Raw genomic sequence first — 14,480 nt, 5'->3', positions numbered from 1 at the left:
TGTTCCTCAGAAGCCCAGGTTGAGCGAGGCGAAGAGGGTGCGCGGCGCGCCGGGGAAGAAGATGCGGTTGCCGGCATTGACGTTGATTTCGCTGGTGCTGATCTGGCCGATGTACTTGCGGTCGAACAGGTTCATCACGCCGAGCGTCGCCGTCCACCGGCCCCAGCCGGTCTGCCGGCCGTAGCTGGCGGTGAGGTCGGCGAGCCAGTAGCCGGGCACGCGCTGGTCGTAGTTGCTGCTCGCCCAGCGCTTGCCGACGTACTGCGCCATCGGCGCCACGGTGAAGCCCTGGTAACGCCAGATGGCGCCCAGGTTGGCCATCCATTTCGGGACGTCGGGCAACTGTTTGCCTTCGACCGGCAACATGGCGCCGCCGACCGTCTGCATGTCCTCGACGAAACGCGAGCGGCTGTAGGAGAGCGCCGACACCAGTTGCAGCGTCGTCGTCGGCGACCAGCCGGCGGCCAACTGGAAGCCGAAGGCTTCGGTCTTGCCGACGTTCTGCGACCAGACGGTGTTGGTCGCCGGGTCGTAGGCGCTGACGCCCTTGTTCTTCGAGCGGCTGTAATAGACGGTCGGGTCGAGGTAGAAGCGGTCGTGGCGGATGCGCGCGCCGATGTCGATGGCGGTGGCGATTTCCGGCTTCAACTGGTCCCAGTACCACTGGCTGGTGAAGCCGGCCGGCGGCGTCTGGTTGAAGGCGTCGAAGGACGGGCCGCCGATGGTCTGGCCGGCATTGACGCGCAGTTCGACGAGCGGCGTCAATTGGTAGCTGGCGCCGAGCTGCGGCAGCCAGCGGCCGAAGCTGCGGCTGTCCACGCTGCGGGCGGCGAGAGGGGTGGCGCGGTCGGCGGCGGCGTCGGCCGAAACGTCCCAACTGGCGCCGTTGGTCGTGCTGGCGTCGTAGGCGGTGATGGCGGGCAGGGTTTCGCGAGCGTAGCGCAGGCTGCCGTTGAGTTTCAGGCGGTCGAACTGGCGCAGGGCGGTGAAATAGGTGCTGTGGAACTCGTGGCGGTCGGTCACTTCGGAGAGCAGCGCCCAGCGCTGGAAGACCAGCTTGCCGCCGACGATCTTGTAGAGCTTGCGGGTGGTCGGCGGGCCGGGCGGTTCGGTCGATGTCCAGCTATGGCCGAACTTGACCTCGGTGCCGGCCAGGCGGCTGGCGATCTCGGCGGTGGCGCCGTAGGTGCTGTGATCGAGCAGCCATTCCTGGACTTGCTGGGCGTTGGAACCCTCGTACAGGTACTTGCCCTTTTCCTTGGCGTAGAAAGGTTTGAAGCTGAGGCTGGTGTCGCCGCTGAAGGCGTAGCGGATGTTCGCCAGCAGGGCTTCGTTGCGGAATTTCTGGCGGTTGAAATCGTAGTAGTCGGAACGGTTGGGATCGACGCCGTAATCGGCGCGCCGGTAGGTCAACAGGTCGCGCGCCTCGGCGTAGGTGAGGCCGCGATAGTTGTGCTGTGCCTGGTCATTGCGCGCGTAGAGGACGTCGATGTCGAGCTTGCCGAGGTGCTGGCTGATGCCGAGTTCGATGTTTTCGCGGTCGCCCGGCGCTTCGCCGTGGCCGCGCCATTTGTCGGCCTGGGTGTGCGAGGCGGAGAAGAAGAAGGCGGTGCCGCTCGCCAGGCGGCCGCTGTCGGCGCGCAGGAAAGCGCGCTGGAAGCCGTCGCTGCCCAGACTCAGGCCGATCTCGCCGCCGGCCTTGGCCTGCGGCCAGCGCAGCTTGCTGTCGAGGGCGCCGGAGGTGTTGAAGAGGCCACCGCGGTCGGCGGCGATCGCGCCCTGCGCGAAATCGATCTGGCGCAGGTTTTCCTTGTCGAACAGGAAGAGGTAGCCGGGACCGGGGCCGGGGCCGCCGAGCGTGAGCCCCTCGACGGTGCCGGAGACGCCGTGGGTGCTGACTTCGCCGCGCACCCGCATGCCCTTCTGGCCGCCCTGCGAATTGTTCAGCCCCCAGGCGTCGACCGGCGTGACCTTGACGCCGGGCACTTCGGCGACGCTGGTGTAGGGATTGCTGCCGCCCGGCGTGTCGAACAGGCGCATCGCCTCGCGGTCGACCCGGTACTGTGTGGCTGGCGTCCCCGCTTCGGGCAGGACGACTTCGCTATCCGGGTTGCCGCGGGCGCTGACCTCCACCGTGTCGAGCACGGTGTCGGCATGGACGAAGGCGGACGCGAGCGCGCCCGTCAGCAAGATCGCCAAGCGGCGACGCTGGAACCCGGTGTTCCCTGAAGATTGCATGGCATTTCCCCTTGATTGATTTTCTGGTCCGGTCTTGTTATGTAGTCAAATACATAGCGACTGTTTTGGGGTAGCAATTGCCGTACCAGATAAAATCGCGGTTTAGCCGTGTAAATTCCCGTGTCTTTCGCTTCGCTGTGTAGTAACAAATACAACGATGTCGGGAGTTCGACAATCCATGTCGGGAAGCTGCGACGATTTGCCGGGGCGTTCGTCAGCGATATGCTGGCACGATCAAGGCGCCGGCTTCTGCCGTTGTGGTCGGAAAAATTGCCCTGCGAAAAGCGGGTCTTCCCAGTACCATTATTACTTTGGTGATAGTTGGTCGGGCTGCTTGTGGTAATGAAATCCGAATTCGCCGATGAGAAATCCGTCACCCGTACCCATCTGCTGGGGACGGTGGCGGTCATCGTCGTCTTGACCGTCGCGCTCGGCGCCTTCTTTTCCTGGAGCAGCCTGGCTCAGCACCGGCAGTCCCTGGATCGCCTGCAGCGGGCGGCGGCCGATACGCAGCGCCAGCACTTGGGCAGCGAGATGGCACGGGCGCTCGAACATATCGAGTTTGCCCGCTCGCGGACCGAGAGCGTCCTGCGCCAGAGCCTGCGCGGGCAGGTCGACAGCGCCTTGCAGGTGGTCGAGGCGATCCACGCCCGCGAGTCCGGGCGTCGGCCGCTTGCCGAGGTTCAACGCCTGATCGTCGAGGCGCTGCGGCCGGTGCGGTTCTTCGACGGGCGCGGCTATTACTTCATCGACGACATGCAGGGCAAGTTCATCCTGCTGCCGACCTCGCCCGGCCTGGAGGGGACGACCAAGCTCGACAACCAGGACGATCGGGGTCACTACATCATGCGCGGCCTGATCGCGGCGGCGCGCATGCCGAGCGGCGAGGGCTTTTCGCGCTATCGCTGGTATTCCCCGGAAAACCCGCGGCAGATGGCCGACAAGCTCGCCTACGTCCGCCATTTCGCGCCTTACGACTGGCTGATCGGGACCGGCGACTATACCCACAAGTGGGAGGAGTACCAGAAGCGGGAGGCGTTGGCGCGTCTGCGCGAACTGCATTTCGGCGAGAGCGGTCACGTCGCCGTGATCGACGGCGACGGGCGCATCCTGCTGGCGGAGGACCCCGCCAGCGAAGGCAAGCGTTACGGTGAGCTCTCGCCGCTGCAGGCGCAGGCCTGGACGGCCATTCTGGCGGCCCGGCAGGGCGGTCGGCAAACCGTCAATTACCTCTGGCAGGCCGGCGGCGAACCGGTGTCGCGCATGGCGCAGGTGAGGATGGACCAGCCCTGGGGCTGGACGGTGGTGGCGACGATCGACGAGGACGAGATGCAGCGGGCGCTGGCCGCCGAAGTGCAGCGCCATGTGCCGATCGACGGCGAAAAGCTCGGCGACCTGCTGCTCGCCCTCGGCCTGGCGCTGCTGCTCGGGCTGGCGGCTTCGTTCAGCTTTTCGCTGTGGTCGGGCAAGATATTCCGCCGCTATCACCGGCAGAACGCGGCTTATGCCCGCGAGCTGCAGGAAAGCGAGGCGTACAGCCGCATCCTGTTCGCCGGCTCGGTGGTGCCGATGGTCGTCATGGAACCGGACAGCGGGCGCTTCGTCGATTGCAACGACGCGGCGGTGCGCATTTACGGTTACGGCAGCCGCGACGAGGTGCTCGGCCTGACCCCGATTGCCGTTTCCGATACCACGCAGTACGACGGCACCGATTCGGCGGTCGCCGCCGCCCATCACATCGCCACCTGCCGGGCGCAGGGCAGCGTCGTCTTTCCCTGGCGGCACCGCCGCCTCGACGGTACGGTCTGGGATGCCGACGTCACCCTGTTCGAATTGCGGCACAACGAACGTCGCCTGATGCTGTTCCAGTTGCAGGACGTGACCGAGCGGCGCAACGCCGAAGCCGAACTGGCGCGCTATCGCGATCATCTCGAGCACGAGGTGGCCGCCCGCACCGAAGCGCTGACCGCGGCCAAGGACGCGGCCGAGGCCGCCAACGTGGCGAAGAGCGCTTTCCTGGCCAACATGTCGCACGAGATCCGCACGCCGCTCAACGCGATCACCGGCATGGCCCACCTGATCCGGCGCGACGGCGTCGGCGCCAAACAGGCCGACCGACTGGACAAGATCGACGCGGCGGGGCGTCATCTGCTGGACATCATCAATGCCGTGCTCGACCTGTCGAAGATCGAGGCCGGCAGGTTCGTTCTTGAAGAAACCGGGGTCGATGTCGCGGTCGTCCTCGACAACGTCGCGGCGATGGTGGTCGACCGCGCCCGCGAAAAGGGGCTGGCGTTGCGCATCGACGCCGCCAAGCTGCCGGCCGTGCAGGGCGACGCCGTGCGGCTGCAGCAGGCCTTGCTCAACTATGCCGCCAATGCCGTCAAGTTTACCGAGCACGGGCAGGTGACGATCCGCGCCCGCGTCGAGGACGAGACCGGCGACCGGGTACGGCTTCGTTTCGAGGTCGAGGACAGTGGCGTCGGCATCGCGCCGGAGGTCGTTCCCGAACTGTTCGCCATCTTCACCCAGGCCGACAACTCGGTGACCCGGCGCTACGGCGGGACCGGGCTGGGGCTGGCGATCACCCGCCGCATCGCCCGCCTGATGGGCGGCGACGCCGGCGTGGAGAGTATGCCGGGCGAGGGCAGTACCTTCTGGTTCACCGTCTGCCTGCCGAGGGCGCAGTCGCCCAGTCCGCCGGCCCCTACCCCGGGCGACAGCGCCGAGGCGCGGCTGGCGCGGGAATGTGCCGGCCGCCGCATCCTGCTGGTCGAGGATGAAATGGTCAATCGCGAGATCGCCCAGGAACTGCTCGAAGCGGTAAACCTGGTCGTCGATGTCGCCGAAGATGGTCTGGAAGCGCTGGAAAAAGCGGCATCGACACGCTACGACCTGATCCTGATGGACATGCAGATGCCGCACATGGACGGCCCGGAAGCGGCTCGCCGCATCCTGGCGCAGGCGGGCGGGCAGTTGCCGATCATCGCCATGACCGCCAACGTCTATGCCGAGGATCGCCTCCGCTGCAGCGAAGCCGGCATGGTCGATTTCATCGCCAAGCCGCTCAAGCCCGAGGTTTTCTTCACCGCGCTGCTGAACTGGCTGGGCCGCGGCAAGCCGGCCGCTTGAGCGTCAGGCCATGCTCGACAGCGCGGCCAGCAGGTCGCCGTTGTCGGACGGGCTGTCGCTGAGACCGGCGTCGATCAGGCCGCCCTGCGACTCGACATGGGTGACATAGCCGTGCGCGCGCAGGGTATGGGCCCAGTTGTCAGCGGTCTGGCGGGTGGGGTGCCACGGCCCCTGTTCGACGACGGGGCGGGCGGTGCCGTTGCGGTATTTGGTGACGACGCGGTACACGATTGCTGCCGGAGAAAACTGCGTTTGAATTAGCGCTCGGTCACGCTGGCGCGCTCTAGCCTCAGGCGGCGTTCTTGCCCTTCTGCCAGAGCACGTCGCCGCGGCCGCCGGCACGATTGAGGCTGCGCCCGAAGACGAACAGCAGGTCGGAGAGGCGGTTGATGTAGCGGCGGGCGGCATCGGACAGCGTTTCGGCGTGGTGCAGGGCGACCATCGCCCGCTCGGCGCGGCGGCAGACGGTGCGACTCAGGTGGGCGAGCGCCGCCGGCCGGGTGCCGCCGGGCAGGATGAATTCCTTGAGCATCGGCAGCTCGCTGTTGAAGGTTTCGGCCAGCACTTCGAGGCGCTCGACCTGGGCCTCCTTGATCACCGCCATGCCGGGCAGGCAGAGTTCGCCGCCGAGGTCGAAGAGGTCGTGCTGGATGTCGAGCAGGGCGCCGCGCACGGTGTCCGGCAGTTCTTCGCAGAGCAGCACGCCGAGGCTGGAATTGAGTTCGTCGACCTCGCCGATGGCGGCGATGCGCAGGCTGTCCTTGGTCGTCCGGCTGCCGTCGCCGAGTCCGGTGGTGCCGGCATCGCCGGTGCGGGTGACGATCTTCGACAGGCGATTGCCTTTGCGTTCATCGCCTTTGCGTTCGTTTTGTTCGTTGTTTTCCACGTCTGCCTTCTCCTTGGTGAACGGCGAATTATACTTTCCTGCCCCGCACAGACTGTCGCCGCCATGCCAAAGTTCGCAGCCAACCTCAGTTTCCTGTTCGCCGATGCATCTTTCCCCGAACGTTTCGCGCGTGCCGCGGCGGCCGGTTTCGCCGGCGTCGAGTACCTCTTTCCCTACGCCTGGCCGGCCGCCGGGATTGCCGGCTGGCTGCGCGACGCCGGGTTGCAGCAGGTGCTGTTCAATCTGCCGCCGGGCGACTGGGATGCCGGCGAGCGCGGCCTCGCCTGCCTGCCCGGCCGCGAGCGGGAATTCGCCGCCGGCGTCGACACGGCGCTCGCCTACGCCCAGGCGCTCGATTGCCGGCGCGTCCATTGCATGGCCGGCCTGCGCCCGGTCGGCGCCGACGACGCCGCGCTGACCGCTACCTACGTCGCCAACCTGCGCCATGCCGCCGACCGCTTCGCCGGCATCGGCGCGACGGTGCTGATCGAACCGATCAACAGCCGCATCGACATGCCCGGCTACTGGCTCGACGACGTCCGCCGGGCGCTCGCCCTGCTGGATTTGATCGACCGCCCCAACGTCCGCCTGCAGCTCGACCTCTACCACGCGCAGATCATCCAGGGCGACTTGGCGCGCTGCATCGAGGCCAACATCGAGCGTATCGGCCACGTCCAGATCGCCGACAACCCGGGGCGCCACGAGCCGGGTAGCGGCGAGATCAATTATCCCTTCCTGTTCGCGCTGCTCGACCGGCTCGGCTACGCCGGCTGGATCGGTTGCGAATACAAGCCGCTGACGACCACCGAGGCCGGCCTCGGCTGGCTGCCGCGATGAGCGGCTGGCGCGACGACCCGCGCGCCTTCCTGCGCCGCCTGTTCGACGTCGGGCTGGCGGCGGCCGATCCGGCGTGCTGCGTGCCGCCGGCGCTGGCCGCCATCGACCCGCCGGGACCGGGCGGCCGCTTGATTGTCGTCGGCGCCGGCAAGGCGTCGGCGGCGATGGCGAAGGCGGTCGAGGACCACTGGCCCGGCCCGCTCTCCGGGCTGGTCGTCACCCGCTACGGGCACGGCGTGCCCTGTTCGCGCATCGAAATCGTCGAGGCCGCGCACCCGGTGCCAGACGCGGCCGGCGAGGCGGCCGCGGCGCGCATTCTTGCTCTGCTCTCCGGGCTGAGCGCCAACGACCGCGTGCTGGCGCTGATTTCCGGCGGCGGCTCGGCGCTGCTGGCGGCACCGGCACCGGGTGTCACGCTGGCGCAGAAGCGGGCGCTCACTGACGCCCTGTTGCGCTCGGGGGCGCCGATCAACGAAATCAACTGCGTGCGCAAACAGCTCTCGGCGATCAAGGGCGGGCGCCTGGCGCTCGCCGCCTGGCCGGCACCGCTGCTGACGCTGGCGATTTCCGACGTACCCGGCGACGACCCGGCGGTGATCGCTTCCGGGCCGACGGTCGGCGACCCGACGACGGCGGCCGACGCCCTGCGCGTCCTCGACGCCTACGCGATTCCGCTCGCCGCGCCGCTGCGCGCCTGGCTGGCCAGCGGCGCCGCCGAGACGCCGAAGCCCGACGATCCGCGGCTGGCCGGCGCGACTTACCGCCTGCTCGCCTCGCCGCGTCAGATGCTCGAAGCAGCCGCCGCCGAAGCGCGGCGCTGCGGCCTCACGCCATTGATCCTCGGCGACGCGCTGGAAGGCGAGGCGCGCGAAGCCGGCCGGCTGCACGCCGGCATTGCGCTGGCCTGTGCTCGCCACGGTTTTCCGGCGGCGGCGCCCTGCGTCCTGCTGTCCGGCGGCGAGACGACGGTGACGGTGCGCGGCGCCGGCGGCCGCGGCGGACGCAACAGCGAATTCCTGCTCGGGCTGGCGCTGGCGCTCGGCGGCGCGCCCGGCATCCATGCGCTGGCCGCCGACAGCGACGGCATCGACGGTACCGAGGACAATGCCGGCGCCTTCGTCGCCCCCGATACGCCGGCCCGGGCCCGCGGGCTCGGCCTCGACGGCCAGGCCGCGCTGGCGGCCCACGACGCCTGGGGCTATTTTGCGGCGCTAGACGATTTGTTGCTGACCGGGCCGACGCGGACCAACGTCAATGACTTCCGCGCCATCCTGATCGCCTGAAGCGCTTTCAGACCACCCGGTTGCGGCCGCTGCGCTTGGCGGCGTAGAGCTTGCCGTCGCAGGCGGCGATCACTTCATGGACCAGTCGGCTATCGACGATCTCGTAGGAGCTCGGTGCCACTTCGCTGACGCCGAAGCTGGCGCTGAGCGGCAGTGGCGGGTCGTGCGGCACCGGGCAGGCGGCGATGCGCTGGCGCAGCTTTTCGGCCAGCAGGCGCGCCTGCGGCAGCTTGGTGGACGGGCAGACGAGCAGGAACTCCTCGCCGCCGTAGCGGAAGATCAGGTCGGACTGGCGCAGCGTGTCGCGGACGATGCCGGCCAGGTGTTCGAGCGCTAGGTCGCCGGTCTGGTGGCCGTAGCGATCGTTGAGATCCTTGAAGTGATCGATGTCGAACATGATCACCGAGAACGCCGACTCGGTCGCCTTGGCGATTTCCATCTGGTTGGCCAGCACGCGGTCGAGGAAGCGCCGGCTGAGGAAGCCGGTCAGCGTGTCCTTGCTGTAGACGCTCATGATGACGATGCTGTTGAGCAGCGAAATCTCGTTGCCGAGTTCGAGCGAATAGGTCTCCGCCTTCTTGAGGATGGCGTAAACCGGGCCGCTGGCCCCGGGCTGGACGATCAGTTCGTCGATTTCGGCGATGATGTGGTGCATCGCCTCATGCAGTTCGCGGATCTGGGCGATGTAGCTGCGATCGCGGATCAGGCGCGCGCCTTCGTCGTTGAGCCAGCAGCCGAACTGGCAGAGCGTCGGGTCGAGTTCCGGCATGCCTGACGGGTCGCGCATGCGGGTGGCTTCGATCAGCGTCGCCATCCATTCGAGATGGCTTTCGAAATAGCTGAGCAGGTTCTTGTCGTTGAGCGCGCGGATGTGGGAAAGCCGGAGGTGGTTGCGGGTGCCGAGCCGGTTGAGGAAGATTTCCAGGTACACCGAGGCGAAGTTTTCCTCCATTGCCTCGAACAGCGTCATGATCTGCTGGGCGTCGGCGATCGCGCCGTCTTCCAGTGCCAGCTTCAGCAACTGGTTGCGCAGCGTGCCGAACTGGTAGGAGAAAAGCATGAACGGCGTGTCGGTGGCGGCCAACTGGCGCATCATCGACTGGCAGCGGCCCTCGTCGTCGCAGCGCAGCGATTCGGCAAGGCAGGTCTTCAGGTTCGGCCAGTTGAGCGAGAAGCTCTCGGCAGCGACCATCTGGCTTTCCGGGATGCTGGGGCGCCGCTGCTCCAATGCTGCAAGCATCCGTTCGAGCAAAGCCCGGTTTGCCGGCGATCTCCATTCGGCCATGCGTGCTTTTCCAGTACTGAGTGGCGAAAGTGTTGTGCCTGAAATTATATCGGGCCGATCTATGCGGAAAGTAAAAATTTGCGCGTCCGGGCGCGGGTTTTCCCGATAGGTCTTTGCCTTTTTGCGCTTTAGAATTCGGGACATGATCCCCGACGATTTGCCCCGCTGCGATCCCGCCATCCTGCACCGTCGTCTGCGCAACGTGCTGCCGCCCCATTGCCTGCTGGTCGAGGCCGAGGATCTGCGCCCCTACGAATGCGACGGCCTCACCGCCTACCGCGAAATGCCGCTGGCGGTTTGCCTGCCGGAGAACGAGGGCCAAGTGGTCGACGTGCTGCGCACCTGCCACCAGCTCGGCGTGCCGGTGGTCGCCCGCGGCGCCGGCACCGGCCTGTCCGGCGGCGCGATGCCGCATGCCGACGGCGTCGTGCTGTCGCTGGCGCGCTTCAATCGCATCCTCAAGCTTGACCGCGACAGCCGGACCGCTGTCGTTCAGCCCGGCGTGCGCAACCTGGCCGTGTCGGAAGCGGCGGCGCCGTTCGGCCTCTACTACGCGCCCGACCCGTCGTCGCAGATTGCCTGCACGCTGGGCGGCAACGTCGCCGAGAACTCGGGCGGCGTGCATTGCCTGAAATACGGGCTGACCGTGCATAACGTGCTGCGCGTGCGTGTCGTCTCGATCGAGGGCGAAATCTTCGAGATCGGTTCCGGCGCGCCGGATGCGCCCGGCTACGACCTGCTCGCCCTGCTGATCGGTTCGGAAGGCCTGCTCGGCGTGGTCACCGAAGTGACGGTGAAGCTGGTGCCCAAGCCGGAACTGGCGCAGGTGGTGATGGCCTCGTTCGACGACGTCGCCCAGGCCGGCGACGCGGTCGCCGCGATCATCGCCGCCGGCATCATCCCGGCCGGGCTGGAGATGATGGACAAGCCGGCGACGGCCGCCGTCGAGCCCTTCGTCAAGGCCGGCTACGACCTCGACGCCGCCGCCATCCTGTTGTGCGAGTCAGACGGCACGCTCGAGGAGGTCGCCGAAGAAATCGCCCGCGTGCGCGCGGTGCTCACCGGTTGCGGTGCCCGCGATCTGCGCGTCTCGCAGTCGGAAGCCGAGCGCCTGCGTTTCTGGGCCGGGCGCAAGGCGGCCTTCCCGGCGGTCGGCCGGATCACGCCGGACTACTACTGCATGGACGGCACGATTCCGCGCAAACGCCTGGCCGAGATGCTGGCGGCGATCGCCGCCATGGAAACGAAATATGGCCTGCGCTGCGCCAACGTCTTCCACGCCGGCGACGGCAACCTGCATCCGCTGATCATGTACGACATGTCGCTGCCCGGCGACTGGGAGAAGGCCGAGGCTTTCGGCGCCGAAATCCTGGAACTGTCGGTGGCGCTCGGCGGTTCGATCACCGGCGAGCACGGTGTCGGTATCGAAAAGATCAACCAGATGTGCGTGCAGTACGCGACGCCCGAGCTGGAGACTTTTCACGCGGTCAAGGCGGCGTTCGACGAGAGGCGCCTGCTCAACCCGGAAAAGGCGATCCCCAGCCTGCGCCGCTGCGCCGAATACGGGCGCATGCACGTGCATCGCGGCGAACTGAAATTCCCCGACCTGGAGCGCTTCTGATGACGCTGGACGAAATCGTCGCCGCCATCCGCGCCGCCCACGCCGGGCACACCCCGCTGCGCCTGCGCGGCGCCGGCAGCAAGGATTTCTACGGCGGCCTGCTGGCCGGCCAGGTGCTCGACCTGAGCGGCCATCGCGGCATCGTCGATTACGAGCCGACCGAGCTTTACGTCACCGCGAAATGCGGCACGCCGCTTGCCGAGATCGAGGCCGCGCTCGCCGAACATGGCCAGATGCTGGCCTTCGAGCCGCCGCGTTTCGCCGGGGCGACGCTCGGCGGCTGCGTCGCCGCCGGCCTGTCCGGACCGCGCAGGATGCAGGCGGGGGCGGTGCGTGACTTCGTGCTCGGCGTCAAATTGGTCGACGGGCGAGGTCAGGTGCTGAATTTTGGCGGCCAGGTGATGAAGAACGTCGCCGGCTACGACGTTTCGCGGCTGATCGCCGGCAGCCTGGGCACGCTCGGCGCGATTGCCGAGGCAACGCTGAAGGTGCTGCCGAAACCGGTTGCCGAGACGACGCTGGAATTCGCCTGCGCCGCCGACGAGGCGGTGCGCCGGCTGAACGACTGGGGCGCGCAGCCACTGCCGGTGTCGGCCTCGTTCTGGTACGAGGGGCGGCTGTGGCTGCGCCTCTCCGGCGCGGCGGCGGCGGTCGACGCGGCGGCGCGCAAGCTGGGCGGCAAGGCCTTGGCGGACGCCGGGAGTATCTGGGAAGACATCCGCGAGCAGCGCCACGCCGCTTTCGTGGCGCCGCTACTGTGGCGCGTCGCCCTGCCATCCACCGCGCCGGCCCTGGCGGTCGACGGCCTGCGCGCAATCGAGTGGGGCGGCGCCCTGCGCTGGTACGCCGGCGAGGTGGATGCCGCGGCGATCCGCGCGGCGGCTGTCGCGGCCGGTGGCCACGCGACGCTGTACCGGGCGCCGGAATCGCTGCGCTGCCGCGTCGATCCGTTCACGCCGCTGGCTCCGGCGCTGCTCGCGCTGCACCGGCGGCTGAAGAAGGTCTTCGACCCGGCCGGCATCCTCAACCCCGGCCGGCTCTACGCGGAGTTCTGATGGACTGCCGGATCGCCGACGAATACCGCGACACGCACGCCGGCCGGGTGGCCGGCGAAATCCTGCGCAAGTGCGTGCATTGCGGTTTCTGCACCGCCACCTGCCCGACTTACCAACTCCTTGGCGACGAACTCGACGGGCCGCGCGGCCGCATCTACCTGATCAAGCAGGTGCTCGAAGGTCAGCCGGTCACCGCCAAGACCCGGCTTCACCTCGACCGCTGCCTGACCTGCCGTTCCTGCGAATCGACCTGCCCGTCCGGCGTCGAGTACGGCCACCTGCTCGATATCGGTCGCCAGCTCGTCGAGGACAAGCTGCAGCGACCGCTGCGCGAGGCCTTGCCGCGCGCGCTGCTGAAAACCGTGTTGCCCGAGCCGGCGCTGTTCGGGCCGGCGGTGGCGCTCGGTCGCGCGCTCAAGCCGCTGCTGCCGTCGGTGCTCGCCGACAAGCTGCCGCCGGCGTCTGCGGCGGCCCGGCCGTGGCCGGCGCCGGGTCGGCATCCGCGGCGCATGCTGGCGCTGGCCGGCTGCGTGCAGCCTTCGCTGGCGCCGAACATCAACGCGGCGACGGCGCGCGTGCTCGACCGCCTCGGCATCGAACTGTTCGAAGAAAAAAAGGCCGGCTGCTGCGGCGCCGTGCGCCATCACCTCAACGACCCGGCGGCGGCCCGGGCCGATATGCGGCGCAACATCGACGCCTGGTGGCCACATGTCGAAGCCGGGGTCGAGGCCATCGTCGTCACCGCCTCCGGTTGCGGCGTCCAGGTGCGCGATTATGGCCACCTGCTGGCCGACGATGCGGATTACGCCGAAAAAGCGGCACGGGTCAGCGCGCTGTGTCGCGACCCGTCGGAAGTGGTCGCCGCCGAAGGCGGTCGCTTGCGCGCCTTGCTGGCACCGGCCGAACGTGGCAAGCTCGCCTTTCAGGCACCGTGTACCCTGCAGCATGGGCTGAAAATCCGCGGTGTCGTCGAGAACCTGCTGGCGGCGGCCGGCTATCGGCTGACGCCGGTGGCGGATGCTCACCTGTGCTGCGGCTCGGCGGGCACGTATTCGATGCTGCAGCCGGCGCTGTCGCAACAGCTGCGCGCCAACAAGCTGGCGGCGCTGACCGCCGGCGGTCCGGCACTGATCGCCACCGCCAATATCGGTTGCCTGACACACTTGCAGGCCGGCGCGACGACGCCGGTCCGCCACTGGATAGAATTGATTGACGAGGCTTTGGGATGAGCAGCAAGGGGAATTCGGTGCCGGAAATCACGCGTTCGCTGGGGGCGGAAGACGCCGCCCGGGTGCGGCGCGTCCTTGAGGGCGGCATCAAGATTCCGCCCCAGCCGCGCGTTCTCGACGAGATGCGGCGGATGATGAACCGCCAGGAATACGATGTTCGCCGCCTGGCCAGGACCATCCAGCAGGACCCGGGGCTGAGCGCGATGCTGTTCAAGGTGGTCGGCAATGCGGCGTATCGCCAGCACCAGCCGTTCGATAGCATCGAGCAGATCCTGCACGCGGTCGGCGTCAAGCAGACCTTCAACCTGGTGCAGGCGATCGCCCTCATCGACGCCGGTACGCCGGCCGCCGACAAGCGCATCTACGAGGCCTTCTGGTCGCGTTCGCAGGCGGTCGGCCAACTGGCGATGCTGATTGCCGAGGAGCGCGTCGCCGTCTGCAACATCTTCGCCGACCAGGCCTATCTGGCCGGCATCTTCCACGCCTGCGGCGTGCCCTTGCTGCTGCAGCGCTTTCCCTCCTACGGCATGGAATTGCGGCTGGCGACGCCGGGGCACTGGGTGGACTGGCGGGAGGAGGATCGCAAGTTCAACACCGACCATGCCGTGGTCGGCTATCTGGTCGCCCGCCACTGGTGTCTGCCGGGGTTCATCTGCGACGCCATCCGCCACCAGCATGCCCTGGCCGACCTCGGCGACCACGAGGCGCGCAGCATGATCGCCATCCTGGCGCTGGCCATCGACATCCATGCCCGCGACCAGCGCATCCCCAATCCCGAATGGGATGAGGTGCGCAACGTGCTGCTGCCGGAACTCGGTCTCGACGATGACTCCCTGCCGGAGTTCATCGATGTCGTGCTGGAGCGCTTCAACAGCGCTGTCCACGTTTGATTCTGACCGCCGCGTTTCGTGCTA

11 protein-coding genes are annotated in these 14,480 nt (G+C 67.9%); 7 read left to right on the top strand and 4 right to left on the bottom strand.

Annotated elements, in window-relative coordinates; translation table 11 throughout:
• Nucleotides 1-6: 6 nt before the first annotated feature.
• Nucleotides 7-2,238 (bottom strand): TonB-dependent receptor, encoded by a 2,232-nt coding sequence (locus AC0KWY_RS09270; RefSeq protein WP_474029358.1) that lies wholly within the window; start codon nucleotides 2,236-2,238, stop codon nucleotides 7-9.
• Between the two features lie 342 nt (nucleotides 2,239-2,580).
• On the opposite strand from AC0KWY_RS09270, the gene AC0KWY_RS09265 reads away from it, so the two are divergent.
• Entirely contained in the window at nucleotides 2,581-5,370 is a 2,790-nt protein-coding gene (locus AC0KWY_RS09265) for a cache domain-containing protein (RefSeq protein WP_474029357.1), read from the top strand.
• Between the two features lie 3 nt (nucleotides 5,371-5,373).
• Here AC0KWY_RS09265 and AC0KWY_RS09260 read toward each other — a convergent pair whose 3' ends face one another.
• Together AC0KWY_RS09260 and AC0KWY_RS09255 are read right to left on the bottom strand one after the other, a co-directional pair.
• A complete protein-coding gene (locus AC0KWY_RS09260) occupies nucleotides 5,374-5,598 on the bottom strand; it encodes a hypothetical protein (RefSeq protein WP_474029356.1) in 225 nt (74 codons plus the stop codon).
• 61 nt (nucleotides 5,599-5,659) lie between these two features.
• The gene (locus AC0KWY_RS09255) at nucleotides 5,660-6,256 is read right to left on the bottom strand and encodes a cob(I)yrinic acid a,c-diamide adenosyltransferase (RefSeq protein WP_474029355.1); all 597 of its coding nucleotides are present in this window, start codon (nucleotides 6,254-6,256) and stop codon (nucleotides 5,660-5,662) included.
• 63 nt (nucleotides 6,257-6,319) lie between these two features.
• Between AC0KWY_RS09255 and otnI the strand changes: the two genes are divergently transcribed.
• Together otnI and AC0KWY_RS09245 are read left to right on the top strand one after the other, a co-directional pair.
• Nucleotides 6,320-7,093 (top strand): 2-oxo-tetronate isomerase, encoded by a 774-nt coding sequence (otnI, locus tag AC0KWY_RS09250; RefSeq protein WP_474029354.1) that lies wholly within the window; start codon nucleotides 6,320-6,322, stop codon nucleotides 7,091-7,093.
• Nucleotides 7,090-8,376, top strand: coding sequence for a glycerate kinase type-2 family protein (locus AC0KWY_RS09245; protein ID WP_474029353.1), 1,287 nt, complete (start codon nucleotides 7,090-7,092; stop codon nucleotides 8,374-8,376). The genes otnI and AC0KWY_RS09245 overlap by 4 nt, the downstream gene beginning before the upstream one ends.
• Nucleotides 8,377-8,383: 7 nt before the next feature.
• Here the strand turns inward: AC0KWY_RS09245 and AC0KWY_RS09240 are convergent, their stop codons facing one another.
• Nucleotides 8,384-9,661 (bottom strand): sensor domain-containing diguanylate cyclase, encoded by a 1,278-nt coding sequence (locus AC0KWY_RS09240; RefSeq protein WP_474029352.1) that lies wholly within the window; start codon nucleotides 9,659-9,661, stop codon nucleotides 8,384-8,386.
• 142 nt (nucleotides 9,662-9,803) lie between these two features.
• Here AC0KWY_RS09240 and AC0KWY_RS09235 point away from each other — a divergent pair, with 142 nt between their 5' ends.
• Genes AC0KWY_RS09235 through AC0KWY_RS09220 form a run of 4 tightly spaced genes read left to right on the top strand, consistent with a single transcriptional unit; the run spans nucleotide 9,804 to nucleotide 14,456 of the window.
• Nucleotides 9,804-11,282 (top strand): FAD-linked oxidase C-terminal domain-containing protein, encoded by a 1,479-nt coding sequence (locus tag AC0KWY_RS09235; RefSeq protein ID WP_474029351.1) that lies wholly within the window; start codon nucleotides 9,804-9,806, stop codon nucleotides 11,280-11,282.
• Entirely contained in the window at nucleotides 11,282-12,337 is a 1,056-nt protein-coding gene (gene glcE / locus AC0KWY_RS09230; RefSeq protein WP_474029350.1) for a glycolate oxidase subunit GlcE, read from the top strand. The genes AC0KWY_RS09235 and glcE overlap by 1 nt, the downstream gene beginning before the upstream one ends.
• Complete coding sequence (gene glcF, locus AC0KWY_RS09225) at nucleotides 12,337-13,566, top strand: glycolate oxidase subunit GlcF (RefSeq protein ID WP_474029349.1); 1,230 nt, start codon at nucleotides 12,337-12,339, stop codon at nucleotides 13,564-13,566. The genes glcE and glcF overlap by 1 nt, the downstream gene beginning before the upstream one ends.
• The gene (locus AC0KWY_RS09220; RefSeq protein WP_474029348.1) at nucleotides 13,563-14,456 is read left to right on the top strand and encodes an HDOD domain-containing protein; all 894 of its coding nucleotides are present in this window, start codon (nucleotides 13,563-13,565) and stop codon (nucleotides 14,454-14,456) included. The genes glcF and AC0KWY_RS09220 overlap by 4 nt, the downstream gene beginning before the upstream one ends.
• Nucleotides 14,457-14,480 lie beyond the last annotated feature (24 nt).

This window comes from Azonexus sp. MM2026_4, from assembly GCF_055901855.1.
Note: the sequence above shows the minus strand (reverse complement) of the source record. Positions and strands in the feature narration are given on the sequence as shown.